The organism is Streptomyces sp. NPDC029122 (assembly GCF_055569445.1).
Genome location: NZ_JBVHWK010000031.1, coordinates 39,275 through 57,110, shown reverse-complemented (window position 1 = coordinate 57,110; position 17,836 = coordinate 39,275). Strand labels below are relative to the sequence as shown.

The window sequence follows — 17,836 nt, the reverse complement described above, 5'->3', positions numbered from 1 at the left end:
CTTTACTCGAATGAGTCAAGGGGCTTTACTCGCCTGTGCCACCATGGTCCGCGTGACTTCCCACGAAGAGACCTCCGGCGTCGAGCTGACCTTCCTCCTCGGGATCGGCTTCCAGCTGATGCTCGGCGAGTTCACCCGGCGCCTCGCCGACGCGGGCTACGCCGACCTGCGCCCCCTGCACGGCATGGCCTTCCAGGCCCTCAAGGGCCCCGGCGCCACCGCCAGCGAGCTGGCCGAGCGGCTCGGGGTGACCAAACAGGCCGCCGGGCAGATCGTCGACGACCTGGAGAAGCGCGGCTACGTCCGGCGCGAGCCGCACCCCGGCGGCGGGCGCCGCAAGCTGGTCGTCCTGACCCCCGCCGCGGTCGAGCACCTCGCCACCGCCGGACGCGTCCTGCACGCGCTGGAGGCGGAGCTGGCCGAGCGGGCCGACCTCGGTGTGCTGCGCGGGGAGCTGGCGCGCGTCATCCGCGCCCTGCACGGGGGCGAGGGCCTGCCGCCGCTGCGGCCGGTGTGGTGAGGGGCGGGGGTCTGTCGTGAGGGCCGGGCGGCGCCTGCGTCCGGGGGGCCGCCCGCGTCCTGGGCGGCCTGCGTCCGGGCGCCTACGCCCTGGAGAAGGACGCGTAGGAGGCGCGCAGCTCCGCCCGGCGGGCATCCGTCCAGGCCGCCCAGTCGGTCGGGTGCCCGGCCATCGCGGCCTGCAGCCGCTCGAAGTGGTCGTGCCAGCCGGCCAGGCAGTCCAGGCGCTCCTCGTCGGAGCCGCCGCGCTCGTTCAGGAAGCGGATCACCGTCGAGTCGGTGCCCACCGCCTCCAAGTGGAAGCGGATCCGCCCGTGCCCGGAGAGCGTGTACTCGGCGACCCGCTCCGTGTCCCAGGCGGTGACCTGCCCGGACTCGGTGGCGCCGGTATTGAGCCAGCGCAGCGTGACGGCACCGCCGAGGCGGCGTTCCAGCACGTCCGCCGCCGCCAGCCAGCCGAGCAGCCCCTCCGTCGTGGTGAGGGCGGGCCACAGGGCCTCGTACCCGTACGGCAGGTGCATCTCGAAGCGGATGGTCCAGCGGCCGGGGCCGCGCGGCTCGCTGGTGGCATGGCTCACAGGAGACATACCACCAGCGTCCCACTCCCCGGGGTCAGACGCCCGCGTACGAGTGCTTGCCGCTGAGCAGGATGTTCACGCCGTAGTAGTTCCAGATCCAGCAGGCGAAGGCGAAGAGCGCCAGGTAGGCGGCCTTGCGGCCCTTCCAGCCCGCCGTGGCCCGCGCGTGCAGGTAGCAGGCGTACGCCACCCAGGTGACGAAGGACCAGACCTCCTTGGGGTCCCAGCCCCAGTAGCGGCCCCACGCGTCGCCCGCCCAGATGGCGCCCGCGACGAGGGTGAAGGTCCACAGCGGGAAGATCGCCGCGTTGATCCGGTACGAGAACTTGTCGAGCGAGGCCGCCGAGGGCAGCCGCTCCAGCACCGAGGTGCGGAACCGGCCCGGGGTGCGGCCGGCCTCCAGGTGGCTCTCGTAACTGTCGCGGAACAGGTAGAGCACCGTGCCCGCCGCGCCGATGTAGAAGACCGCGCCGCAGAAGATGGCGGTGGAGACGTGGATCCACAGCCAGTACGAGTGCAGGGCCGGGACCAGCTGGTCACTCTCGGTGTAGAGCCAGGTGGTGGCGATGCCCAGGTCCAGCAGGACCGTCGTGACCAGGATCAGACCGAGCCAGCGGACGTTCTTCTTCAGCGCCAGCAGCAGCAGGTACGCGCCGACCGCGACCGTGGAGAAGGTCACCGAGAACTCGTACATGTTGCCCCAGGGGGCCCGCTGCACCGACAGCGCGCGGGCGACCACGCCCGCCGCCTCGATGAGGAAGCCGAGCACGGTCAGCGAGACCGCGATCCGCCCGTACAGGTCGCCCTGCTCGGTGCCGCCCGCCGCGCCGGGACCGTCCGGGACGTCCCGGGTGCCCGACGCGGAGCGGGTGACCACCTCCGGCTGGTCGAGGACGGCCGTGCCCCCGCCCTTGGTGCGCACCTGGACGGCGGGAGCCGCACCGGCCGCCGTCTTCTGCGCCGTCAGCGCGGCGGCCGTACGGCCCACCTTGCTGCGGCTGCCGAAGACCCACTCGGTGATGTGCGCGAGGAAGGCGAGCGTGTAGACCGCCATCGACGCGTAGACCAGCTTGTTGCTGAGATCGGCGAGGCTCTCGTTGGCCGCCGCCGCGAGCAGCGTCGTCATGCGCGCTCCCCTTCTTCTTCCTCTGTGGTCAGTGCTTGCGCCGGACTCGGCGCCCGCTCGTACAGGGCGGCGCAGAGCACCGACAGCTCCTCCGGCAGCTTCGCTGACTCACTGCGGCCCAGGCCCGCCAGCTCCACGACGGTCAGGCCGTCCTCGCCCCGGACCGCGCGGACCCAGATCCGGCGGCGCTGGATGAACAGGGACGCGGCGAGACCGCCGATGGCGATGACCGCGCCCGCGAGGGCCAGTCCGTTGCCGGGCTGCTGGGTGACCGAGAAGGTGGCCCAGCGCTCGATGCCCTCGAACTTCACGGTGCCCGCGCCGTCGGGCAGCGTCATCGTCTCGCCCGGCAGCAGCCGCTGCTTGAAGAGCTCGCCCTCGGGGTTCTTGAACTCCTGCATCTTGGAGGTGTTCAGCTGGTACACGTTCTGCGGCAGGCCCGCGTCCACGCCCAGGCTGCCGTGGTAGGCGCTGAGGGCGAGGACGGGGAAGTCCAGGGCCGGGAACTGCGAGAGCATCGTGCCCTTGCCCTCGCCCGCGAAGGTCGGCACGAACATGGCGTTGAAGCCGAGCTGTTCCTTCTTGCCGTTCTTGTCGCGGTAGCCGTCCGGGACCTTGACCGCGCCCGAGGAGCTCAGGTTGGCGTCGAAGGGCAGCATCGGCACGGCGTCCTTGTAGACCACCTTGCCGGTGGGATCGGCCACCGAGATGACCGGCGCGTAGCCGTGGCCCAGCAGGAAGACCTTGGAACCGTCGATCTCCAGCGGCTTGTTGACCTCGATCTCGGCCTTCTTCGGCTCCCCGTGCGCGCCCTCGCTGTAGGTGACGTACGCCTTGAAGTCGCGCGGGGTGCCCTTCTGCGGGCCGGTCTTCTCGTAGCTCGCGTCGAACCTGTCCAGGGTGAACGAGAACGGCGGCAGGTCGTCGGAGGAGAAGAGGCTGCCGGACTTGAAGTCGTCGTACTGGGTGAGCGTGTTCGCGAAGCCCTTGCCGCGCAGGACCAGCTTGCCGCCCTCGGACTTGAAGAGCTGGCCCGCCGCGAAGGCCACGAGCAGCACGATCAGAGCGATGTGGAAGGCCAGGTTCCCGGCCTCGCGCAGATAGCCCTTCTCGGCGGCGACGGCATCACCGGCCGACTCCGTACGGAAGCGCCGCTTGCCGAGCAGGCTCCTCGCCCCGGCGAGCACCTCCTCCGGGGAGGCCTCCGTACGCCACGTCGCGTACGCGGGCAGCCGCTTCAGGCGGCGCGGCGCGCCCGGCGGACGGCCGGTGAGCTGGCCCACGAACTGCCAGGTGCGCGGGATGATGCAGCCGATCAGCGACAGGAACAGCAGGATGTAGATCGCGGAGAACCACACCGAGCTGTAGACGTCGAAGAGCTGGAGCTTCTCGGCGGCCGGAACCCAGAACGCGTGGTCCTTCTTCCACTGGGCGACCTTCATCGGGTCGACCTGCGTCTGGGGGACCAGGGAACCGGGGATCGAGCCCAGGGAGAGCAGGAACAGCAGGATCAGCGCCACCCGCATGGAGGTGAGCTGGCGCCAGAACCAGCGGGCCCAGCCGATCACCCCGATGCCGACGGGGCCGGCCGCTCCGTCCTCGACGGGGGCGGTGGAGAGCTGCGCTCCGGCGGCGGCGTCGGTGACGGCGTCGGTGTCCGCTCCGGCGGCGGGGCCGGTGCCCGCTCGGGCTGCGGGGTCGTGCGGCGCCTCGGCGGGCGCCTTGTCGGTCGTACTCATGTCCGTGTAGTCCTCAGATCCCCACCGTGAAACCGTCGGTCCAGCTCTGCATCTCGTTCACGATGCCGGCCCACATCCCCGTGACGAGCAGCAGGCCGGTCAGGATCAGCATGGCGCCGCCGATCCGCATCACCCATGCATAGTGCTTCTTCACCCAGCCGAAAGCGCCGAGCGCCTTGCGGAAGGCGAGCGCGGCGAGGATGAAGGGCAGGCCGAGCCCGAGGCAGTAGACGGCCGTCAGGAGGGCGCCGCGCCCGGCGGTGGCCTGGTCGATGGAGAGCGTCTGGACGGCGGCGAGGGTGGGACCCATGCACGGCGTCCAGCCGACGCCGAAGAGCACGCCCAGCACGGGCGCGCCGATCAGGCCGGCCGTCGGCTTCTTGTGGAAGCGGAACTCCCGCATGGTCAGGCCCGGGATCGCGCCCATGAAGAACAGCCCGAGGAGGATCACCAGGCCGCCCATGACGCGGGTGATGATCTCCTTGTTCTCGCCCTGGAAGACGTCGCCGAACTGGCCGAAGAGCGCGCCGGTCGAGATGAAGACGGCGGAGAAGCCGAGCACGAACAGGCTCGCGCCGGCCAGCATCCGGCCGCGCCGGGCCTCGGCGAGGTCGGCACCGCTCACGCCGGTCACGTAGGAGAGGTAGCCGGGGACCAGCGGGAGCACGCACGGGGAGAAGAAGGAGACCAGCCCGGCGAGCAGCGCGATCGGCAGGGCCAGCAGCAGCGCGCCGTTGAGGACCGTGGTGTTCACGCCGGTCGCCCCGGCGGCCAGCAGGAGGTGCGGGGTCACGAGCTCACTGCTCCGCGAGGAGCGGGTCGATCATCGAGCGCAGCTGCTCCTCGTTGACCGCGACGAGGGTGCGGGCGGCGATCTTGCCCTGCTTGTCGAGGACGATCGTGGAGGGGATGGACTGCGCGTTCAGCGTGCCCTTGGGGAAGCGGAGCATCAGCTTGCCGTCCGGGTCGTAGAGGCTCGGGTAGGTGATCCCGAAGTTCTCCTCGAAGGCGGCGGCGTTCTGCTTGGTGTTGTCGCGGGTGTTGATGCCGACGAAGGCGACGTCCTTGCCGCCGTCGGCCATCTCCTTGGAGACCTTCGCGAAGTACGGGGCCTCGGCGCGGCAGGGCGGGCACCAGGAGCCCCAGACGTTGAGTACGACGACCTTGCCCTTGAGGGTGGTGGTGTCGAGCGTCTTGCTGTCGACGGTCTCCCCGTCGAGCTTCGGGGCGTCGACGCGGTCGGCCTTGGCGACGGTGGAGATGCCGCTGGGGCCGGTCACGTAGTTGCCGCCGGCGGAACCGGCCGGCTTGCCGCCGCTGCCCGAATCGCCGCACGCGGACAGGGTCAGGGCACTCGCGAGGGTGATCGCGGTCAGCAGGACGGCGCGGCCGCTGGCAGAGCGGCGGTTGCTTCGACGGACACGCGCGCGGCTAAGGCTCATGTGAAAAGTTTCGCATGACCGATTTGCGGATCTTCCGCACCCCCCGACGGGGTGTTAAGGCCCTGGTCAGGCCCGCTCAGGAGGCGGAGAGCAGGCCGCGCCAGCCGCCGGAGGGGGACTGCCCCGGCCCGAGGGTGCGCAGTGCGGCCAGCACGTGGGGGTCCTGGACGTCCAGCCAGTCGGTGAACTGCCGGAAGGATACGAGGCGTACGTCCTTTTTGTCCGCCATGGCCTTGAGGGCCTCCTCGACGGCGTCCATGTAGATCCCGCCGTTCCACTCCTCGAAGTGGTTGCCGATGAAGAGGGGGGCGCGGTTGGTCTCGTACGCCCGCCGGAATCCGCCGAGGTACGTGGCGGTGGCCTGGGCGCGCCAGTTCGGGTAGTTGCCGGGCATCCCCCTCGTACTGTTCCGCGACTGGTTGGCGAGGATGTTGTAGTCCATGGACAGCACCTCGAAGGAGTGCCCCGGGAAGGGCAGAGACTGGAGCGGCAGGTCCCAGACGCCCCCCTTCTTCACCGGCCAGCGCTGGAGGCCGCCGGGCGAGCTGGAGTCGTAGCGCCAGCCGAGGTCCCGGGCGGTGGGGAGCAGCGCGTCCTGGCCGAGGAGGCAGGGGGTGCGGGCCCCGGTGAGCTCCTTGCGGTAGTCGAAGGGGAGCGGTTCGAGGTCGGCGAAGCCGGTGTGGGTCCGCCAGCGGGTGACGAAGGAGACCGCCTGGTCGATCTCGCCGCGCCAGTCCTCGGGGGTCCAGTGGGCGACGGAGCCGGGGCCGGAGCAGAAGTGGCCGTTGAAGTGGGTGCCGATCTCATGGCCGTCGAGCCAGGCCTGGCGGACGTGGCGCAGGGTGTTGCGGACGTTCTCGTCCTTGAGGTAGCCGATGTCGGAGGCGCCGACGGGGTTGTTCGGGGGGTGGTAGAGGTCCCGCTTCGACTCGGGGAGGAGGTAGAGGCCGGAGAGGAAGAACGTCATGGCCGCGCCGTGGTCCTTGGCGAGCTTGAGGAAGCGCGGGAAGAGGCCGTTGCCGATCTCGCCGGCGCCGTCCCAGCTGAACACGACGAACTGCGGGGGCGTCTCGCCGGGCTGGAGCGGCACCGGCGGGGGCGGCTGGTGCGGCTGCGGACCGGTGTCGGTGGTGGAGCCGTCGCCGATGGGCTTGGCGCCGGGGGCTCCGCCGGATGCCAGGGGGCCCTGGGCGGCGGGGCCGTGGCCGGCGCCGCAGCCCGCGAGGGTGAACGGGGAGGCGGCGGCGGCCGCGACGGTGGCCGCGACGGCGCCGAGCCCTAGGCCGAGCGCGGTCCGCCTGCTGGGGTCGGGTACATCGCTCATGGAATGTCATATAAACGGACATTCCAGGGCTGTCGGGGCCCCGACACGACGGACGCGCCGGAACTTCCCCGAAACCGGCCCAACCGGTGCCCCTGGCGCGGGCGGCGCGTGCCGGGGGCGCGGGCGGGCGGGACGGGGCGCCGCTGCGGGTGCTGCGCGTGAGCGGCGCCCTGCGGGGCTGTCCCCTACCCGCCCTTCCCCCGTTCCCCGGGGCTCCGCCCCGGACCCCGCACGGACACTGCCCGCCAGGCGGCGAAGCCGGGCCGGCCCGCGACCGGAGCGCGGGCCGGGGGCCCGGGTACGGGGGCTGGGCCCCGCACGCGTCCTGCCCGCCCGGCGGCGAAGCCGGTTCCGGCCCGCGACCGGAGCCCCGGGGGGGGCGGGGCGCAGCCCCGGGCGGTTCCGGGCACAACCCCGGGAGGGTCAGGTGCGCAGGCCCGGGAGGGTCAGGTGCGCAGGCCCGGGAGGGTCAGGTGCGCAGGCCCGCGAGGGTTCCGGGCGCAACCCCGGGAGTCGGGGCGCAGCCCCGGGCGGTTCCGGGCGCAGCCCCGGGCGGTTCCGGGCGCAACCCCGGGCGGTTCCGGGCGCAGCCCCGGGGCGGTTCCGGGCGCAGCCCCGGGGCGGGGGTCGGGGCGGAGTCCCGGGGAACGGGCGGAGGGTGGGTGGGGGGCCGCTCCGCGCAGCGGTGCCCCCCCCAGCCCCCGGAGGGTTAGGCGCCGAAGGCCTTCGACTTGCCCTTCACCGGCTTCGCCCCCGCGAGGAGATGCGCCGGGACCAGGTCGCGCGCCGGCTCGCTGTACCCCACCGACACCAGCTTGTCGTCCTGGTACGTGAACGACGTCAGCGAGGCGAGCGTGCACTGCCGCCGCCGCGGGTCGTGCCACAGCCGGCGCCGCTCCGCGAAGCTCCGTACGATCCAGATCGGCAGCTGGTGGCTGACCGCCACCGCCTCGTGCCCGCGCGCCGCGTCCCTCGCCGACTCGATGGCGCTCATCATCCGTACGACCTGCTCGACGTACGGCTCGCCCCACGACGGCTTGAACGGGTTCGTCAGGTGCTTCCAGTTGCCCGGCCTGCGCAGCGCGCCGTCGCCGACGCCGAAGGTCTTGCCCTCGAAGACGTTGCCCGCCTCGATCAGCCGGCCGTCGGTGCTCAGCTCCAGGCCGTGCACCTTCGCGATCGGCGCGGCCGTCTCCTGGGCGCGCTCCAGCGGCGAGGCCACCACGTAGGTGACGTCCCGGTCCTGGAGGTGCTCGGCGACCCGGTCGGCCATCCGCCGGCCCAGTTCGGAGAGGTGGTAGCCGGCCCGGCGTCCGTACAGAACGCCCTCCGGGTTCTCCACCTCGCCGTGCCGCACCACGTGGACGACGGTGATGTCGCTCATGCCGTCGCCTCCGCGGCGGCCCGCGCGGCGGCCGGCAGCGCGGCCGCGATCCGCTCGACCGCCCGCTCGTCGTGGGCCGTCGACACGAACCAGGACTCGAACGCCGACGGCGGCAGGTAGACGCCCTGCGCCAGCATCGAGTGGAAGAACGCGTTGAAGCGGAACCCTTCCTGCGTCTTCGCGTCGTCGTAGTTGCGGACCGGGTCCGCCGTGAAGAACACCGAGAACATGTTGGACGCGGTCTGCAGCCGGTGCACCACGCCCTCCTTGCTCAGCGCCGCCGTCACCAGGTCCTGGATCTCCTTCGAGACCGCGTCGACCTTGTCGTACGCCGCCTCGTCCAGCAGCCGCAGCTGCGCGAGGCCGGCGGCGGTGGCGATCGGGTTACCGGAGAGCGTGCCCGCCTGGTAGACCGGGCCGGCCGGGGCCAGGTGGCCCATGACGTCGGCGCGGCCGCCGAACGCCGCCGCCGGGAAGCCGCCGCCCATGACCTTGCCGAAGGTCATCAGGTCGGGCTTGACCCCGTCCACCCCGTACCAGCCGGCGCGGGAGGTACGGAATCCGGTCATCACCTCGTCGGAGACGTACAGCGCGCCGTTCTCGCGGCACAGGTCGGCGAGGCCCTGGTTGAAGCCCTCGCCCGGGGTGACGACGCCCATGTTGCCGGGCGCGGCCTCGGTGATCACGCAGGCGATCTCGCCCGGGTGCGCGGCAAAGGCCGCCCGGACCGCGTCGAGGTCGTTGTAGGGGAGCACGATCGTGTCGCCGGCCTGCGCGCCCGTGACACCGGGGGTGTCCGGCAGCGCGAAGGTGGCCAGGCCGGAACCGGCGGCGGCCAGCAGCGCGTCGACGTGTCCGTGGTAGCAGCCGGCGAACTTGACGACCTTGGCGCGGCCGGTGAAGCCGCGGGCCAGCCGGATCGCCGACATGGTCGCCTCGGTGCCGGAGGACACCAGGCGCACCTGCTCGACGGGCTCGATGCGGGCGACGATCTCCTCGGCGAGGGCGACCTCGCCCTCGCCGGGCGTGCCGAAGGAGGTGCCGCGGGCGACCGCCGCCTGCACCGCCTCGATCACCTCGGGGTGGGAGTGGCCGAGGATCATCGGCCCCCACGAGCAGACCAGGTCGACGTACTCGCGCCCGTCGGCGTCGGTCAGATAGGGACCGGTACCGGACACCATGAACCGGGGCGTACCGCCCACGGCACGGAAGGCGCGTACGGGAGAGTTCACGCCGCCGGGGGTCACGAGGGACGCGCGCTCGAAGAGCGTCTGCGAAACTGGGGCTTCATACGGGTACGGGTAGCTCACACCAGCCATGGTCTCAGAGGCCGCGACAGACTTGCGGAGGGGCGTTTCACCGCGCCGCCGCGGGGGAGGTCACTGCCATGATGATCAGGCTGCGTGGCGGGGGCCGCGGGGCCGGGGCAGGCAATACGTGTCGGGTGGAGATATGCAACGCGGTGGTGGACCGGGCGAGGGTACGGACGGCCTGGACCCGCAGCGCGCCCGTGAAGCCCGCCGACGAGGCAAGCACCGGCGGCGTGCGGCCGAGGCCGATCCCGTACCGGGGCCGGTTCCGGCCCGGGCGCTGGGCGGCGAGGACGACACGGATGACCTGGACGACACCGGCGGCCTGCTCAAGGGCCGCGGCATGGGAGTGACGTACAAGTACTTCGGCGCGCCCGACGGTGCCACGGCCGCGCGGGTGCCGCAGACGATGCGGCCGGAGGAGCTGGGCGGCGACGAGCTCGGCATGGGCGGCATGTTCACCAAGATCAAGCCGGAGACGATGGCCGCGATGGTCCTCACCGGCATCGAGGGCATACCCCTGCACAAGGTGCCCCCGCTGGAGCTGGTCGTCCTGCACCCCGACTACGCGGTGGTCAAGCTGCCCATGACGGTGGTGGACCCGTTGCGCGGGGTGGGCGAGGAGTCGGTGGGCGCGGCCGCCTTCATCTGGTCGACGGTCCCCGACCGGGGCGGACCGCGCGACGCCTTCAACGTCTACCAGCTGCTGCACGAGTGGCAGGACTTCTCCCACCGCCTCCACGAGAACGGCCATCAGGCGTACTGCCTCGTCTGGCCGTGACGACCCCCGGCGGCTCCTGACGGCTCCTCGCGGCTCCTGGCGGCGCGGCCCTCACGGCCCGGCGTCCGGCGCCGGGCCGGGCGGTCAGGCCGCGTCGCGCGCGGCGGCGTCCTCCTGCCACCTGCGGCCGATCGCCTCGATCAGCGCCGGGTAGACCCCCATGTACCGGAAGGGCTTGATGGCGGCCATGTACGCGGCTCCGAGGAAGCCGTTGGGCTTGACGAGGACGGCCATCTGACCCCGGTGGCCGCCGAGCCCGTCCGGGACCCAGCCGATGTGCATCAGACCGTGCACGGTCTTGTTGCCCATCTCGGCGACCCACTCGTCGTGCGTCTGGTAGACGGAGGAGAAGGGGAGGGTGGACAGGTCCGGCCCGCGCGGGCCCTCGGCGAGGTCCGCCGGCAGCCGCTCGCGCAGCGACCGCACCCGGCCGCCGACGCCGTCGCCGGGCTTGTCCCAGCCGAGCAGCGCCCCGAGCTTCCAGCGGATGGCGAAGAGGATCCGGTACAGGGGGGAGGAGATGCCGGAGGTCTCGTTCCCGCCGCTCGCGAACTGGGCCACCAGCCTCGCCAGGTCGTCGGGGCCGCCCGGTGTCGGCAGTGCCCACAGGTCCTCGAGCTGGAAGTCGCCCGCGATCTCGTGGATCCGCCAGGGGCGGGAGGTATGGGCGGTCCGGGGGAGTTTCATGCGTGTGCCCCTCCATCTATACGATGCCGTACAGATGGAGGCTAGGCCCGTTTATACGGGGCCGTATAGATCACCGCCACGTGACGGGAGACACACCATGGCCACCGCCCGCACGCCCCGCGGCACGTGGATCGAGGAAGGCCTGCGCGCCCTCGCCGCCGGCGGCCCGGACGCCGTACGGATCGAAGCGCTCGCACAGGCGCTCGGAGTCAGCAAGGGCGGCTTCTACGGGTACTTCCGCAACCGGGACGCGCTGCTGGAGGAGATGCTCGACACCTGGGAGCACGAGGTCGCGGACGGGGTGATCCAGCACATCGAGAGCGGGGGCGGTGACGCGCGGGCCCGACTGGACCGGCTGTTCACCTTCGTCGCGGAGTCGGCCGACGGCCCGGTCCGGGGCACGGCCGTCGACCTGGCCGTCCGCGACTGGGCCCGGCGTGACGCGGCCGTCGCGGCGCGGCTGCGCCGGGTCGACAACCGGCGGATGGACTACCTGCGCGCACTGTTCGGCTCGTTCTGCCCCGACCCGGACGACGTCGAGGTGCGCTGCCTGATGGTGTTCTCGCTGCGGATCGGCGGCCGGTTCATCGCCGTCGACCACGGCGGCCGCAGCCACGCCGAAATGATGGCCCTGACCCGCCGCTGGCTCCTCCGCCCACCCTCCGCCTGACGGACCGCCCCGGCGGTGACGGACCACCCTGGCCTGACGGCCCCCCGGCCGGACGGGCCGCCCCCGGGGGTGACGGATCACCCCCGGCCGGACGGACCGCCCCGGCCTGGCGGGTCCCCGGCCTCACGGGCCGCCTCCCCCTGACGCACCCCCTCCGCCTGACGGACCGCCCAGCGTGACGGGCCGCCCCCGGAGTGACGGACCACCCCGGCCCGGCGGACCGCCTCCGCCCGACGAACCGCCCCCGGCCCGACGAACCGCCGCGGCGTGCGGGCCGGTCCTCAGGAGGTGGTCAGGACCAGGCGGCCGCGCGTGCCCGGGGTGGCGAGGGCCGTGTGGGCCCTGGCGGCCTCCGCGAGGGGGAAGGTCTCCGCCACGCGGAGCGTCAGCGCGCCCGCGTCGACCAGGGCGGAGAGGCGGCCCAGCAGGGCGCCGTCGGGGGCGACCTCCTGCTCCTCCACCCGGATCCCCCGCTCCGCGGCCGGCGCCGCGCCCGGGATCAGGCCGACGTACGCACCGCCGTCGCGGACGAAGCCCAGCGCCTCCCCGCCCATCACCGCCGCGTCCAGGACCCCGTCCACCGGCCCGGCCGGCGCCGAACCCCGCACCACGAACTCCGCCGCGCCCAGGGAGCGTACGAACTCCTCGTCCCCCGCGCCCGCCAGCGCCGTCACCACCAGCCCGGCCCGCGCGGCGAGCTGCACCGCGAGGCCGCCGACCACCCCGGCCGCACCGGTGACCAGTACGGAGTCACCCGGGGCGAGCCCCAGTAGGTCCACCGCGCGGGCGGCCGTCAGCCCGCTCAGCGGCAGCGCCGCCGCGGCCGCGTCGTCCACCGACTCCGGGGCCGCCGCCACCGCCGAGGCGTCGAGCACCACGTACTCCGCGTGCGTGCCGAGCGGCTTCACCGGGCCGTAGTGCAGCCCGACCACCCGGCGCCCCCGCGCCCAGCCGTCCACGCCGGGCCCGGCCTCGTCGATCTCACCCGCCACGTCCCAGCCGAGCCCGAGCCGCTGTCCGGCCCCGCCGAAGACGCCCGCGCGGACGGCGCCGTCGACCGGGTTCAGCCCGGCGGCGCGGACCCGGATCCGGACCTGCCCCGCCGCCGGCCGCGGCACCGCCACCTCGGCCAGCTCCACCTGCTCCGGCCCGCCGAAGGCGCTGACCACCACCGCCCGCATGGTCCGGGTCTGGGTCCCGGCCTGGCTCTGGGTCCCGTTCTGCTGCTCGCTCATGACTGTCTCCCCGTTGGTCACGTTGGTCACGTCGGTCTCGTCCGGCCCGTCCGGCCGTTCCGATGACCACTAACTTATGGAGAGGTACTCTCTTTCAGTAAGTACGCACTCGGGAGTGCGTACCCGACCCGGAAGTGGGCAACCCATGGCCACCCGCACCGCCGCCGCCCTCCGCGAAGAGGCCCGCGTCGCCTACGACGCCTTCGTCAAGGAGTGCCCCACCACACAGCTCCTGGCCCGCATCAGCGACAAGTGGGTCGGCCTCATCGTCAGCGCCCTGGGCGAGGCCGAGCAGGGCTCCATGCGCTACAGCGAACTCGGCCGCAAGATCCCCGGCGTCAGCCAGAAGATGCTGACCCAGACCCTCCGCTCCCTCGAGCGCGACGGCATCGTCACCCGCACCGTCACCGCGACCGTCCCCGTCCGCGTCGACTACCGCCTCACCGAACTCGGCGGCAGCCTCGGCTGCCTCCTCTCCTCCGTCAAGCAGTGGGCCGAGAACCACTTCGACGAGGTCAGCGCCCACCGCGAGGCCTACGACCAGGCCGCCGCCACCAACTGACCCCCGTCACTAATTCGGCCGCGCCGCCGCATCCCCCAATGGCATGCTGGGACGGTGAACGGTCCCGGTATCCACCTCACCCTCGCCCCCGAACTGCGCCTCTTCGCCCCGCCCAGCCGGCGCGCGGACCGCGTACCGACCGCCACCGACGGCGCCTCCAGCATCGGACACGTGGTCGAATCCGCCGGTGTCCCGCTCACCGAGGTCGGCCGGCTGCTCGTGGACGGCAAGGAGGTCCCCGTCTCGTACGTGCCCCAAGCCGGCGAGTCGGTCGAGGTGTTCGGCGTGGACCGGCCCCAGCGGATCCCCAGCGCCCCGCTGCGCTTCCTCCTCGACGTCCACCTCGGCACCCTCGCCCGCCGCCTGCGCCTGCTCGGCGTCGACGCCGCCTACGAGAACGAGGACATCGGCGACCCCGCACTCGCCGCCCGCTCCGCCGCCGAGCGGCGCGTCCTGCTCTCCCGCGACCGCGGCCTGCTGCGCCGCCGCGAGATCTTCGCCGGCGCCTACGTCTACAGCGACAATCCCGACGACCAACTCCGCGACATCCTCAGCCGGTTCGCCCCCGAGCTCGCGCCCTGGACCCGCTGCACCGCCTGCAACGGCCCGCTCCGGGAAGCGGACAAGGACAGCGTGGGAGACCGGCTGGAGCACGGCACGCAGCGCTCGTACGACGTGTTCGCGCAGTGCGCCGACTGCGAGCGCGTCTACTGGCGCGGCGCCCACCACTCCCGCCTGGAACGGATCGTCGGCGACGCCCTGGCCGAATTCGGCAACGGCGCCTCCGTGTAGCTCTGCCGGAGGCGGCCCCCGGCTGGCAGACTCCGTGACATGACTGCCGCTGACCACACCACCGGCACCACCACCGGCCTCTTCGACGTGGCCGTCGTCGGCGCCGGGCCCACCGGGCTCCTGCTCGCCGGCGACCTCGCCGCAACCGGACTCTCCGTCGCCCTCCTCGAGAAGCGGCCCCGCACGGCCGCCAACCTCACCCGCGCCTTCGCCGTGCACGCCCGCACCCTCGAACTGCTCGACGCGCGCGGACTCGCCGACGAACTCGTCTCCACCGGCCGACGGATCGACCTGCTGCGTCCCTTCGGTGGCATGGCCCTCCCCCTCCAACAGCTGGGTTCCCGCTACCCCTTCGTCCTCATCACCCCTCAATATGAGACAGAGAAACTGCTGGAGCGCCGCGCGTTGTCCACAGGGGTGGACATCCAATACGACTGTCAGGTCATCGGTCTCCGTCAGGACCACGAGACCGTCACCCTCGAGGTCCACGACGCCAACGGGAGCAACGGGCAAGAAAACGGAACCCCCGGGACGGCCCACCCCGCCGGCCCCCACGCCACCCGCCCCGGCGACACCCCGCGCCTGGTCCACGCACGCCACGTCGTCGGCGCCGACGGCGTCCGCTCCACCGTCCGCGACCTCCTCGGCCTCCCCTTCCCCGGCCGGGCCGTCGTCCGCTCCATGGTCCTGGCCGACGTCCGCCTCGACGACCCGCCCGCCGACGCCCTCACCGCCAACGGAACGGCCGACGCCTTCGCCTTCCTCGTCCCGTTCGGTGACGGCTACCACCGCGCCATCGCCTGGAGCCCCACCGCCCGGGCCGCCGACACCGACCCCGTCGACCTCGGCGAACTGCGCGCCCTCACCCGCGCCGCCCTCGGCAGCGACCACGGGATGCACGACCCGCGCTGGATGTCCCGCTTCCACAGCGACGAGCGCCAGGTCCCCCGCTACCGCGTCGGCCGCGTCTTCCTCGCCGGCGACGCCGCCCACGTCCACTCCCCCGCCGGCGGCCTCGGCATGAACACCGGGCTCCAGGACGCCGCCAACCTCTCCTGGAAGCTCGCCGCCGTCCTCCACGGCCGGGCACCCGACCCCGAAGCGCTCCTCGACAGCTACCACCGCGAACGCCACCCCGTCGGCCGCCTCGTGCTGCGGATCAGCGGCACCCTCGTCCGGGCCGTCATCACCGGCAACCCCGCCGTGCGCACCGCCCGCCGCCTCGGCGCCGGCCTCCTCGCCCGCGTCGGCCCCGCCCGGGACCGCGTACTCGGCCTGGTCACCGGCATCGGCCTCGCCTACCCGCCCCCGCCCGGCGCCCGCCGGCCCGGCCCCGCCGGCCGGCGCGCCCCCGACGTCCCCCTCGCCGACGGGACGCGGCTGTACGAGGCCCTGCGCGCCGGCGGCTTCGTCCTCATCACCCCTCCGGGCGCGGCCACCCCGCCCGGAGCCGGTCTCGCGCACCACCACTGGGCCACGGAGGGACGTACCGCCCGCGTCCTCGTACGCCCCGACGGCTACGTCGCCTGGAGCGCCCCCCGGGCCGACGACGCCGAGACCGCCTCGGCCGTCGCCGGCTGGATCCTCCCGGGAAGCCGCGCCCCGAAGGCGTGACCCCGTTCGGCGCGCCGCGCCCCCGGCCCCACGAGCCGGGGGCTCAGAACGCGTAGGTGTCGCCCGTGTCGAGCGCCAGCACCACGTGCTCGTTGTTGGCGCGGTTGCGGTCGGTCGCGCCGCCGTCCCACAGGGTGTCGATCCGGACCGCGATCTCCGCCGGCCGCTCGCGCAGGCCCAGCAGCAGCGCGATGTGCCGCCCGCGCCCGTGCCGCGGCAGCGCGCCCGTCTCGCACACGACCTCGCGGCGGCCCACCCGCGCGCAGCCCCCGGCTGGCTCCTGGGCGTCGGCGAGGTCCGCGGAGAGCCTCAGCCGCACGGTGGCGTTCGGCACCTCGGCCGGCCCCTCGTTCTGCGGCACCATCCACACCTTCAGCTGCCCGTGCGCCAGCCGGACCCGCCCGTGGTAGGCCACGTCGGCCTCCGCGTCCGGGGCCGAGCGGGCATCCGCGGGCCCGGCCCCGCACAGCACCAGCAAGCCCGCCACCACCACACTGCGTACGGCACCACGGCGCACCGCCACCACCTCCTCGCGCGGACGGTAGCCACCCCGCCCACCCGCCGATCGGACCATCACACGAATGAGGGCGAGCCGTCCGCCATCCGCCCGCCGCCGGTCCGCCATCCGCCGCCGCCCGGTCCGCCCTTCGCCCGCCGCCCCCATCCGGGCCCGCTGCGTAGGCTTCGAGGCATGCTGATCGCCCGTTCCGCCGTCCTCTTCGCCCTCGCCGCCCTCCTGGAGATCGGCGGCGCCTGGCTGGTCTGGCAGGGCGTCCGGGAGCACAAGGGGTGGGCCTGGATCGGCGCCGGTGTCATCGCCCTCGGCCTGTACGGGTTCGTCGCCACCCTCCAGCCCCAGGGCGACTTCGCCCGCGTCCTCGCCGCCTACGGCGGGGTCTTCGTCGCCGGATCCCTGCTGTGGGGCGTGGTCGCCGACGGCTACCGGCCCGACCGCTGGGACGTGGCCGGCGCGCTCGTCTGCCTCGCCGGGATGGCCGTGATCATGTACGCGCCGCGCCGCTGACCCGGCCTATGCTGGCGAGCGTTCGCCCGTACGGACGACCGAACCGGCGGGCGACGTCCCCCCGCGAACCGCGCGACCCCCGCGACCCCCGCGACCCACGAGGAGCCCCGCCCATGAGCACGCGCCCGGCCACCCGAACCGCCGTAGTCACCGGCGCGAGCAGCGGAATCGGCGCGGCCACCGCCCGGCAGCTCGCCGCGGCCGGCTACCACGTCGTCCTCACCGCCCGCCGCAAGGACCGGATCGAGGCCCTCGCCGCCGAGATCACCGACGCAGGCCACCAGGCCACCGCGCACGCCCTCGACGTCACCGACCGGCCCGCCGTCGACGCCTTCGCCGCCTCCCTGGAGCGCTTCCCCTCCGTCGACGTACTCGTCAACAACGCCGGCGGCGCCATCGGCGCCGAGCCCGTCGCCACCGGCGACCCGGCCGACTGGCGCACGATGTACGAGGTCAACGTCATCGGCACGCTCAACCTCACCCAGGCGCTGCTCCCCGCCCTCGTGGCCTCCGGCGACGGCACGGTCGTCGTCCTCTCCTCCACCGCCGGCCACGCCACCTACGAGGGCGGCGCGGGTTACGTCGCGGCCAAGAACGGTGCCCGCGTACTCGCCGAGACCCTCCGCCTGGAGATCGTCGGCCGGCCCGTCCGCGTCATCGAGATCGCGCCCGGCATGGTCAAGACGGAGGAGTTCGCGAAGACCCGCTTCCGCGGCGACTCCGCCAAGGCCGAGAAGGTCTACGAGGGCGTCGCGGAGCCCCTCACCGCCGACGACGTCGCCGACACGATCACCTGGGCGGTGACGCGCCCCAGCCACGTCAACATCGACCTGCTGGTGGTCCGCCCCCGCGCCCAGGCCTCGAACACGAAGGTGCACCGGGAGCCGTAACCCCCGGGAGACCGGGCCCGCGCCCTTTGAGCGCGGCACGCACGAGGGCCGCCGGCTCCAGACCGGCGGCCCTCGACCGCGTCCGAAGCCCGGCCGGCGCACGACGCGGAGGTTCGGCCGATCGGCTCCACATGAGGCACCGATGTGATGATCAGACCT

General features: G+C 73.4%; 19 protein-coding genes. 8 read left to right on the top strand and 11 right to left on the bottom strand.

All coding sequences use genetic code 11. The features are described from left to right. The first annotated feature begins 118 nt into the window (after nt 1–118). Nucleotides 119–520: a MarR family winged helix-turn-helix transcriptional regulator gene (locus ACZ4WZ_RS28565; protein ID WP_467894793.1), complete on the top strand. Its 402-nt coding sequence runs from the start codon at nt 119–121 to the stop codon at nt 518–520. A gap of 82 nt (nt 521–602) precedes the next feature. Here the strand turns inward: ACZ4WZ_RS28565 and ACZ4WZ_RS28560 are convergent, their stop codons facing one another. From ACZ4WZ_RS28560 to hemL, 8 genes are all read right to left on the bottom strand, one after another. Then, nucleotides 603–1,106, bottom strand: coding sequence for an SRPBCC domain-containing protein (locus ACZ4WZ_RS28560; protein ID WP_467894704.1), 504 nt, complete (start codon nt 1,104–1,106; stop codon nt 603–605). A gap of 25 nt (nt 1,107–1,131) precedes the next feature. Continuing rightward, nucleotides 1,132–2,223, bottom strand: a complete 1,092-nt coding sequence (gene ccsB, locus ACZ4WZ_RS28555) for a c-type cytochrome biogenesis protein CcsB (protein WP_467894702.1) — start codon at nt 2,221–2,223, stop codon at nt 1,132–1,134. Beyond that, nucleotides 2,220–3,962 (bottom strand): cytochrome c biogenesis protein ResB, encoded by a 1,743-nt coding sequence (gene resB, locus ACZ4WZ_RS28550; protein WP_467894700.1) that lies wholly within the window; start codon nt 3,960–3,962, stop codon nt 2,220–2,222. Before resB ends, ccsB begins: the two co-directional genes overlap by 4 nt. A gap of 13 nt (nt 3,963–3,975) precedes the next feature. Then, nucleotides 3,976–4,740, bottom strand: coding sequence for a cytochrome c biogenesis CcdA family protein (locus ACZ4WZ_RS28545; RefSeq protein WP_388939578.1), 765 nt, complete (start codon nt 4,738–4,740; stop codon nt 3,976–3,978). Between the two features lie 19 nt (nt 4,741–4,759). Beyond that, nucleotides 4,760–5,404, bottom strand: a complete 645-nt coding sequence (locus tag ACZ4WZ_RS28540) for a TlpA family protein disulfide reductase (RefSeq protein ID WP_467894698.1) — start codon at nt 5,402–5,404, stop codon at nt 4,760–4,762. Nucleotides 5,405–5,480: 76 nt separating this feature from the next. Beyond that, nucleotides 5,481–6,728 (bottom strand): polysaccharide deacetylase family protein, encoded by a 1,248-nt coding sequence (locus ACZ4WZ_RS28535; protein ID WP_467894696.1) that lies wholly within the window; start codon nt 6,726–6,728, stop codon nt 5,481–5,483. Nucleotides 6,729–7,437: 709 nt separating this feature from the next. Continuing rightward, complete coding sequence (locus tag ACZ4WZ_RS28530; protein WP_467894694.1) at nt 7,438–8,112, bottom strand: histidine phosphatase family protein; 675 nt, start codon at nt 8,110–8,112, stop codon at nt 7,438–7,440. Then, nucleotides 8,109–9,431: a glutamate-1-semialdehyde 2,1-aminomutase gene (hemL, locus tag ACZ4WZ_RS28525; RefSeq protein ID WP_467894692.1), complete on the bottom strand. Its 1,323-nt coding sequence runs from the start codon at nt 9,429–9,431 to the stop codon at nt 8,109–8,111. Before hemL ends, ACZ4WZ_RS28530 begins: the two co-directional genes overlap by 4 nt. A gap of 334 nt (nt 9,432–9,765) precedes the next feature. On the opposite strand from hemL, the gene ACZ4WZ_RS28520 reads away from it, so the two are divergent. Then, nucleotides 9,766–10,203, top strand: a complete 438-nt coding sequence (locus ACZ4WZ_RS28520; protein ID WP_007264729.1) for a hypothetical protein — start codon at nt 9,766–9,768, stop codon at nt 10,201–10,203. Between the two features lie 84 nt (nt 10,204–10,287). Here ACZ4WZ_RS28520 and ACZ4WZ_RS28515 read toward each other — a convergent pair whose 3' ends face one another. Beyond that, a complete protein-coding gene (locus ACZ4WZ_RS28515) occupies nt 10,288–10,890 on the bottom strand; it encodes a DUF2867 domain-containing protein (RefSeq protein WP_467894690.1) in 603 nt (200 codons plus the stop codon). Nucleotides 10,891–10,987: 97 nt separating this feature from the next. Here ACZ4WZ_RS28515 and ACZ4WZ_RS28510 point away from each other — a divergent pair, with 97 nt between their 5' ends. Next, a complete protein-coding gene (locus ACZ4WZ_RS28510; protein WP_467894688.1) occupies nt 10,988–11,560 on the top strand; it encodes a TetR/AcrR family transcriptional regulator in 573 nt (190 codons plus the stop codon). Nucleotides 11,561–11,841: 281 nt separating this feature from the next. Here the strand turns inward: ACZ4WZ_RS28510 and ACZ4WZ_RS28505 are convergent, their stop codons facing one another. Beyond that, nucleotides 11,842–12,741, bottom strand: coding sequence for an NADP-dependent oxidoreductase (locus ACZ4WZ_RS28505; protein WP_467894789.1), 900 nt, complete (start codon nt 12,739–12,741; stop codon nt 11,842–11,844). A gap of 199 nt (nt 12,742–12,940) precedes the next feature. Between ACZ4WZ_RS28505 and ACZ4WZ_RS28500 the strand changes: the two genes are divergently transcribed. Genes ACZ4WZ_RS28500 through ACZ4WZ_RS28490 form a run of 3 tightly spaced genes read left to right on the top strand, consistent with a single transcriptional unit; the run spans nt 12,941 to nt 15,763 of the window. Further along, on the top strand, nt 12,941–13,357 hold the full coding sequence (locus tag ACZ4WZ_RS28500; protein ID WP_467894686.1) for a winged helix-turn-helix transcriptional regulator: 417 nt from the start codon (nt 12,941–12,943) through the stop codon (nt 13,355–13,357). Between the two features lie 54 nt (nt 13,358–13,411). Next, nucleotides 13,412–14,149: a Mut7-C RNAse domain-containing protein gene (locus ACZ4WZ_RS28495; RefSeq protein WP_467894684.1), complete on the top strand. Its 738-nt coding sequence runs from the start codon at nt 13,412–13,414 to the stop codon at nt 14,147–14,149. Nucleotides 14,150–14,188: 39 nt separating this feature from the next. Then, on the top strand, nt 14,189–15,763 hold the full coding sequence (locus ACZ4WZ_RS28490) for an FAD-dependent monooxygenase (protein WP_467894682.1): 1,575 nt from the start codon (nt 14,189–14,191) through the stop codon (nt 15,761–15,763). Nucleotides 15,764–15,806: 43 nt separating this feature from the next. Here ACZ4WZ_RS28490 and ACZ4WZ_RS28485 read toward each other — a convergent pair whose 3' ends face one another. Beyond that, nucleotides 15,807–16,280, bottom strand: coding sequence for a hypothetical protein (locus ACZ4WZ_RS28485; protein ID WP_467894680.1), 474 nt, complete (start codon nt 16,278–16,280; stop codon nt 15,807–15,809). 174 nt (nt 16,281–16,454) lie between these two features. On the opposite strand from ACZ4WZ_RS28485, the gene ACZ4WZ_RS28480 reads away from it, so the two are divergent. Both ACZ4WZ_RS28480 and ACZ4WZ_RS28475 read left to right on the top strand, forming a co-directional pair. Beyond that, a complete protein-coding gene (locus ACZ4WZ_RS28480; protein WP_467894678.1) occupies nt 16,455–16,787 on the top strand; it encodes a YnfA family protein in 333 nt (110 codons plus the stop codon). Nucleotides 16,788–16,900: 113 nt separating this feature from the next. After that, the gene (locus ACZ4WZ_RS28475) at nt 16,901–17,677 is read left to right on the top strand and encodes an SDR family NAD(P)-dependent oxidoreductase (protein WP_467894676.1); all 777 of its coding nucleotides are present in this window, start codon (nt 16,901–16,903) and stop codon (nt 17,675–17,677) included. Nucleotides 17,678–17,836: the final 159 nt, after the last annotated feature.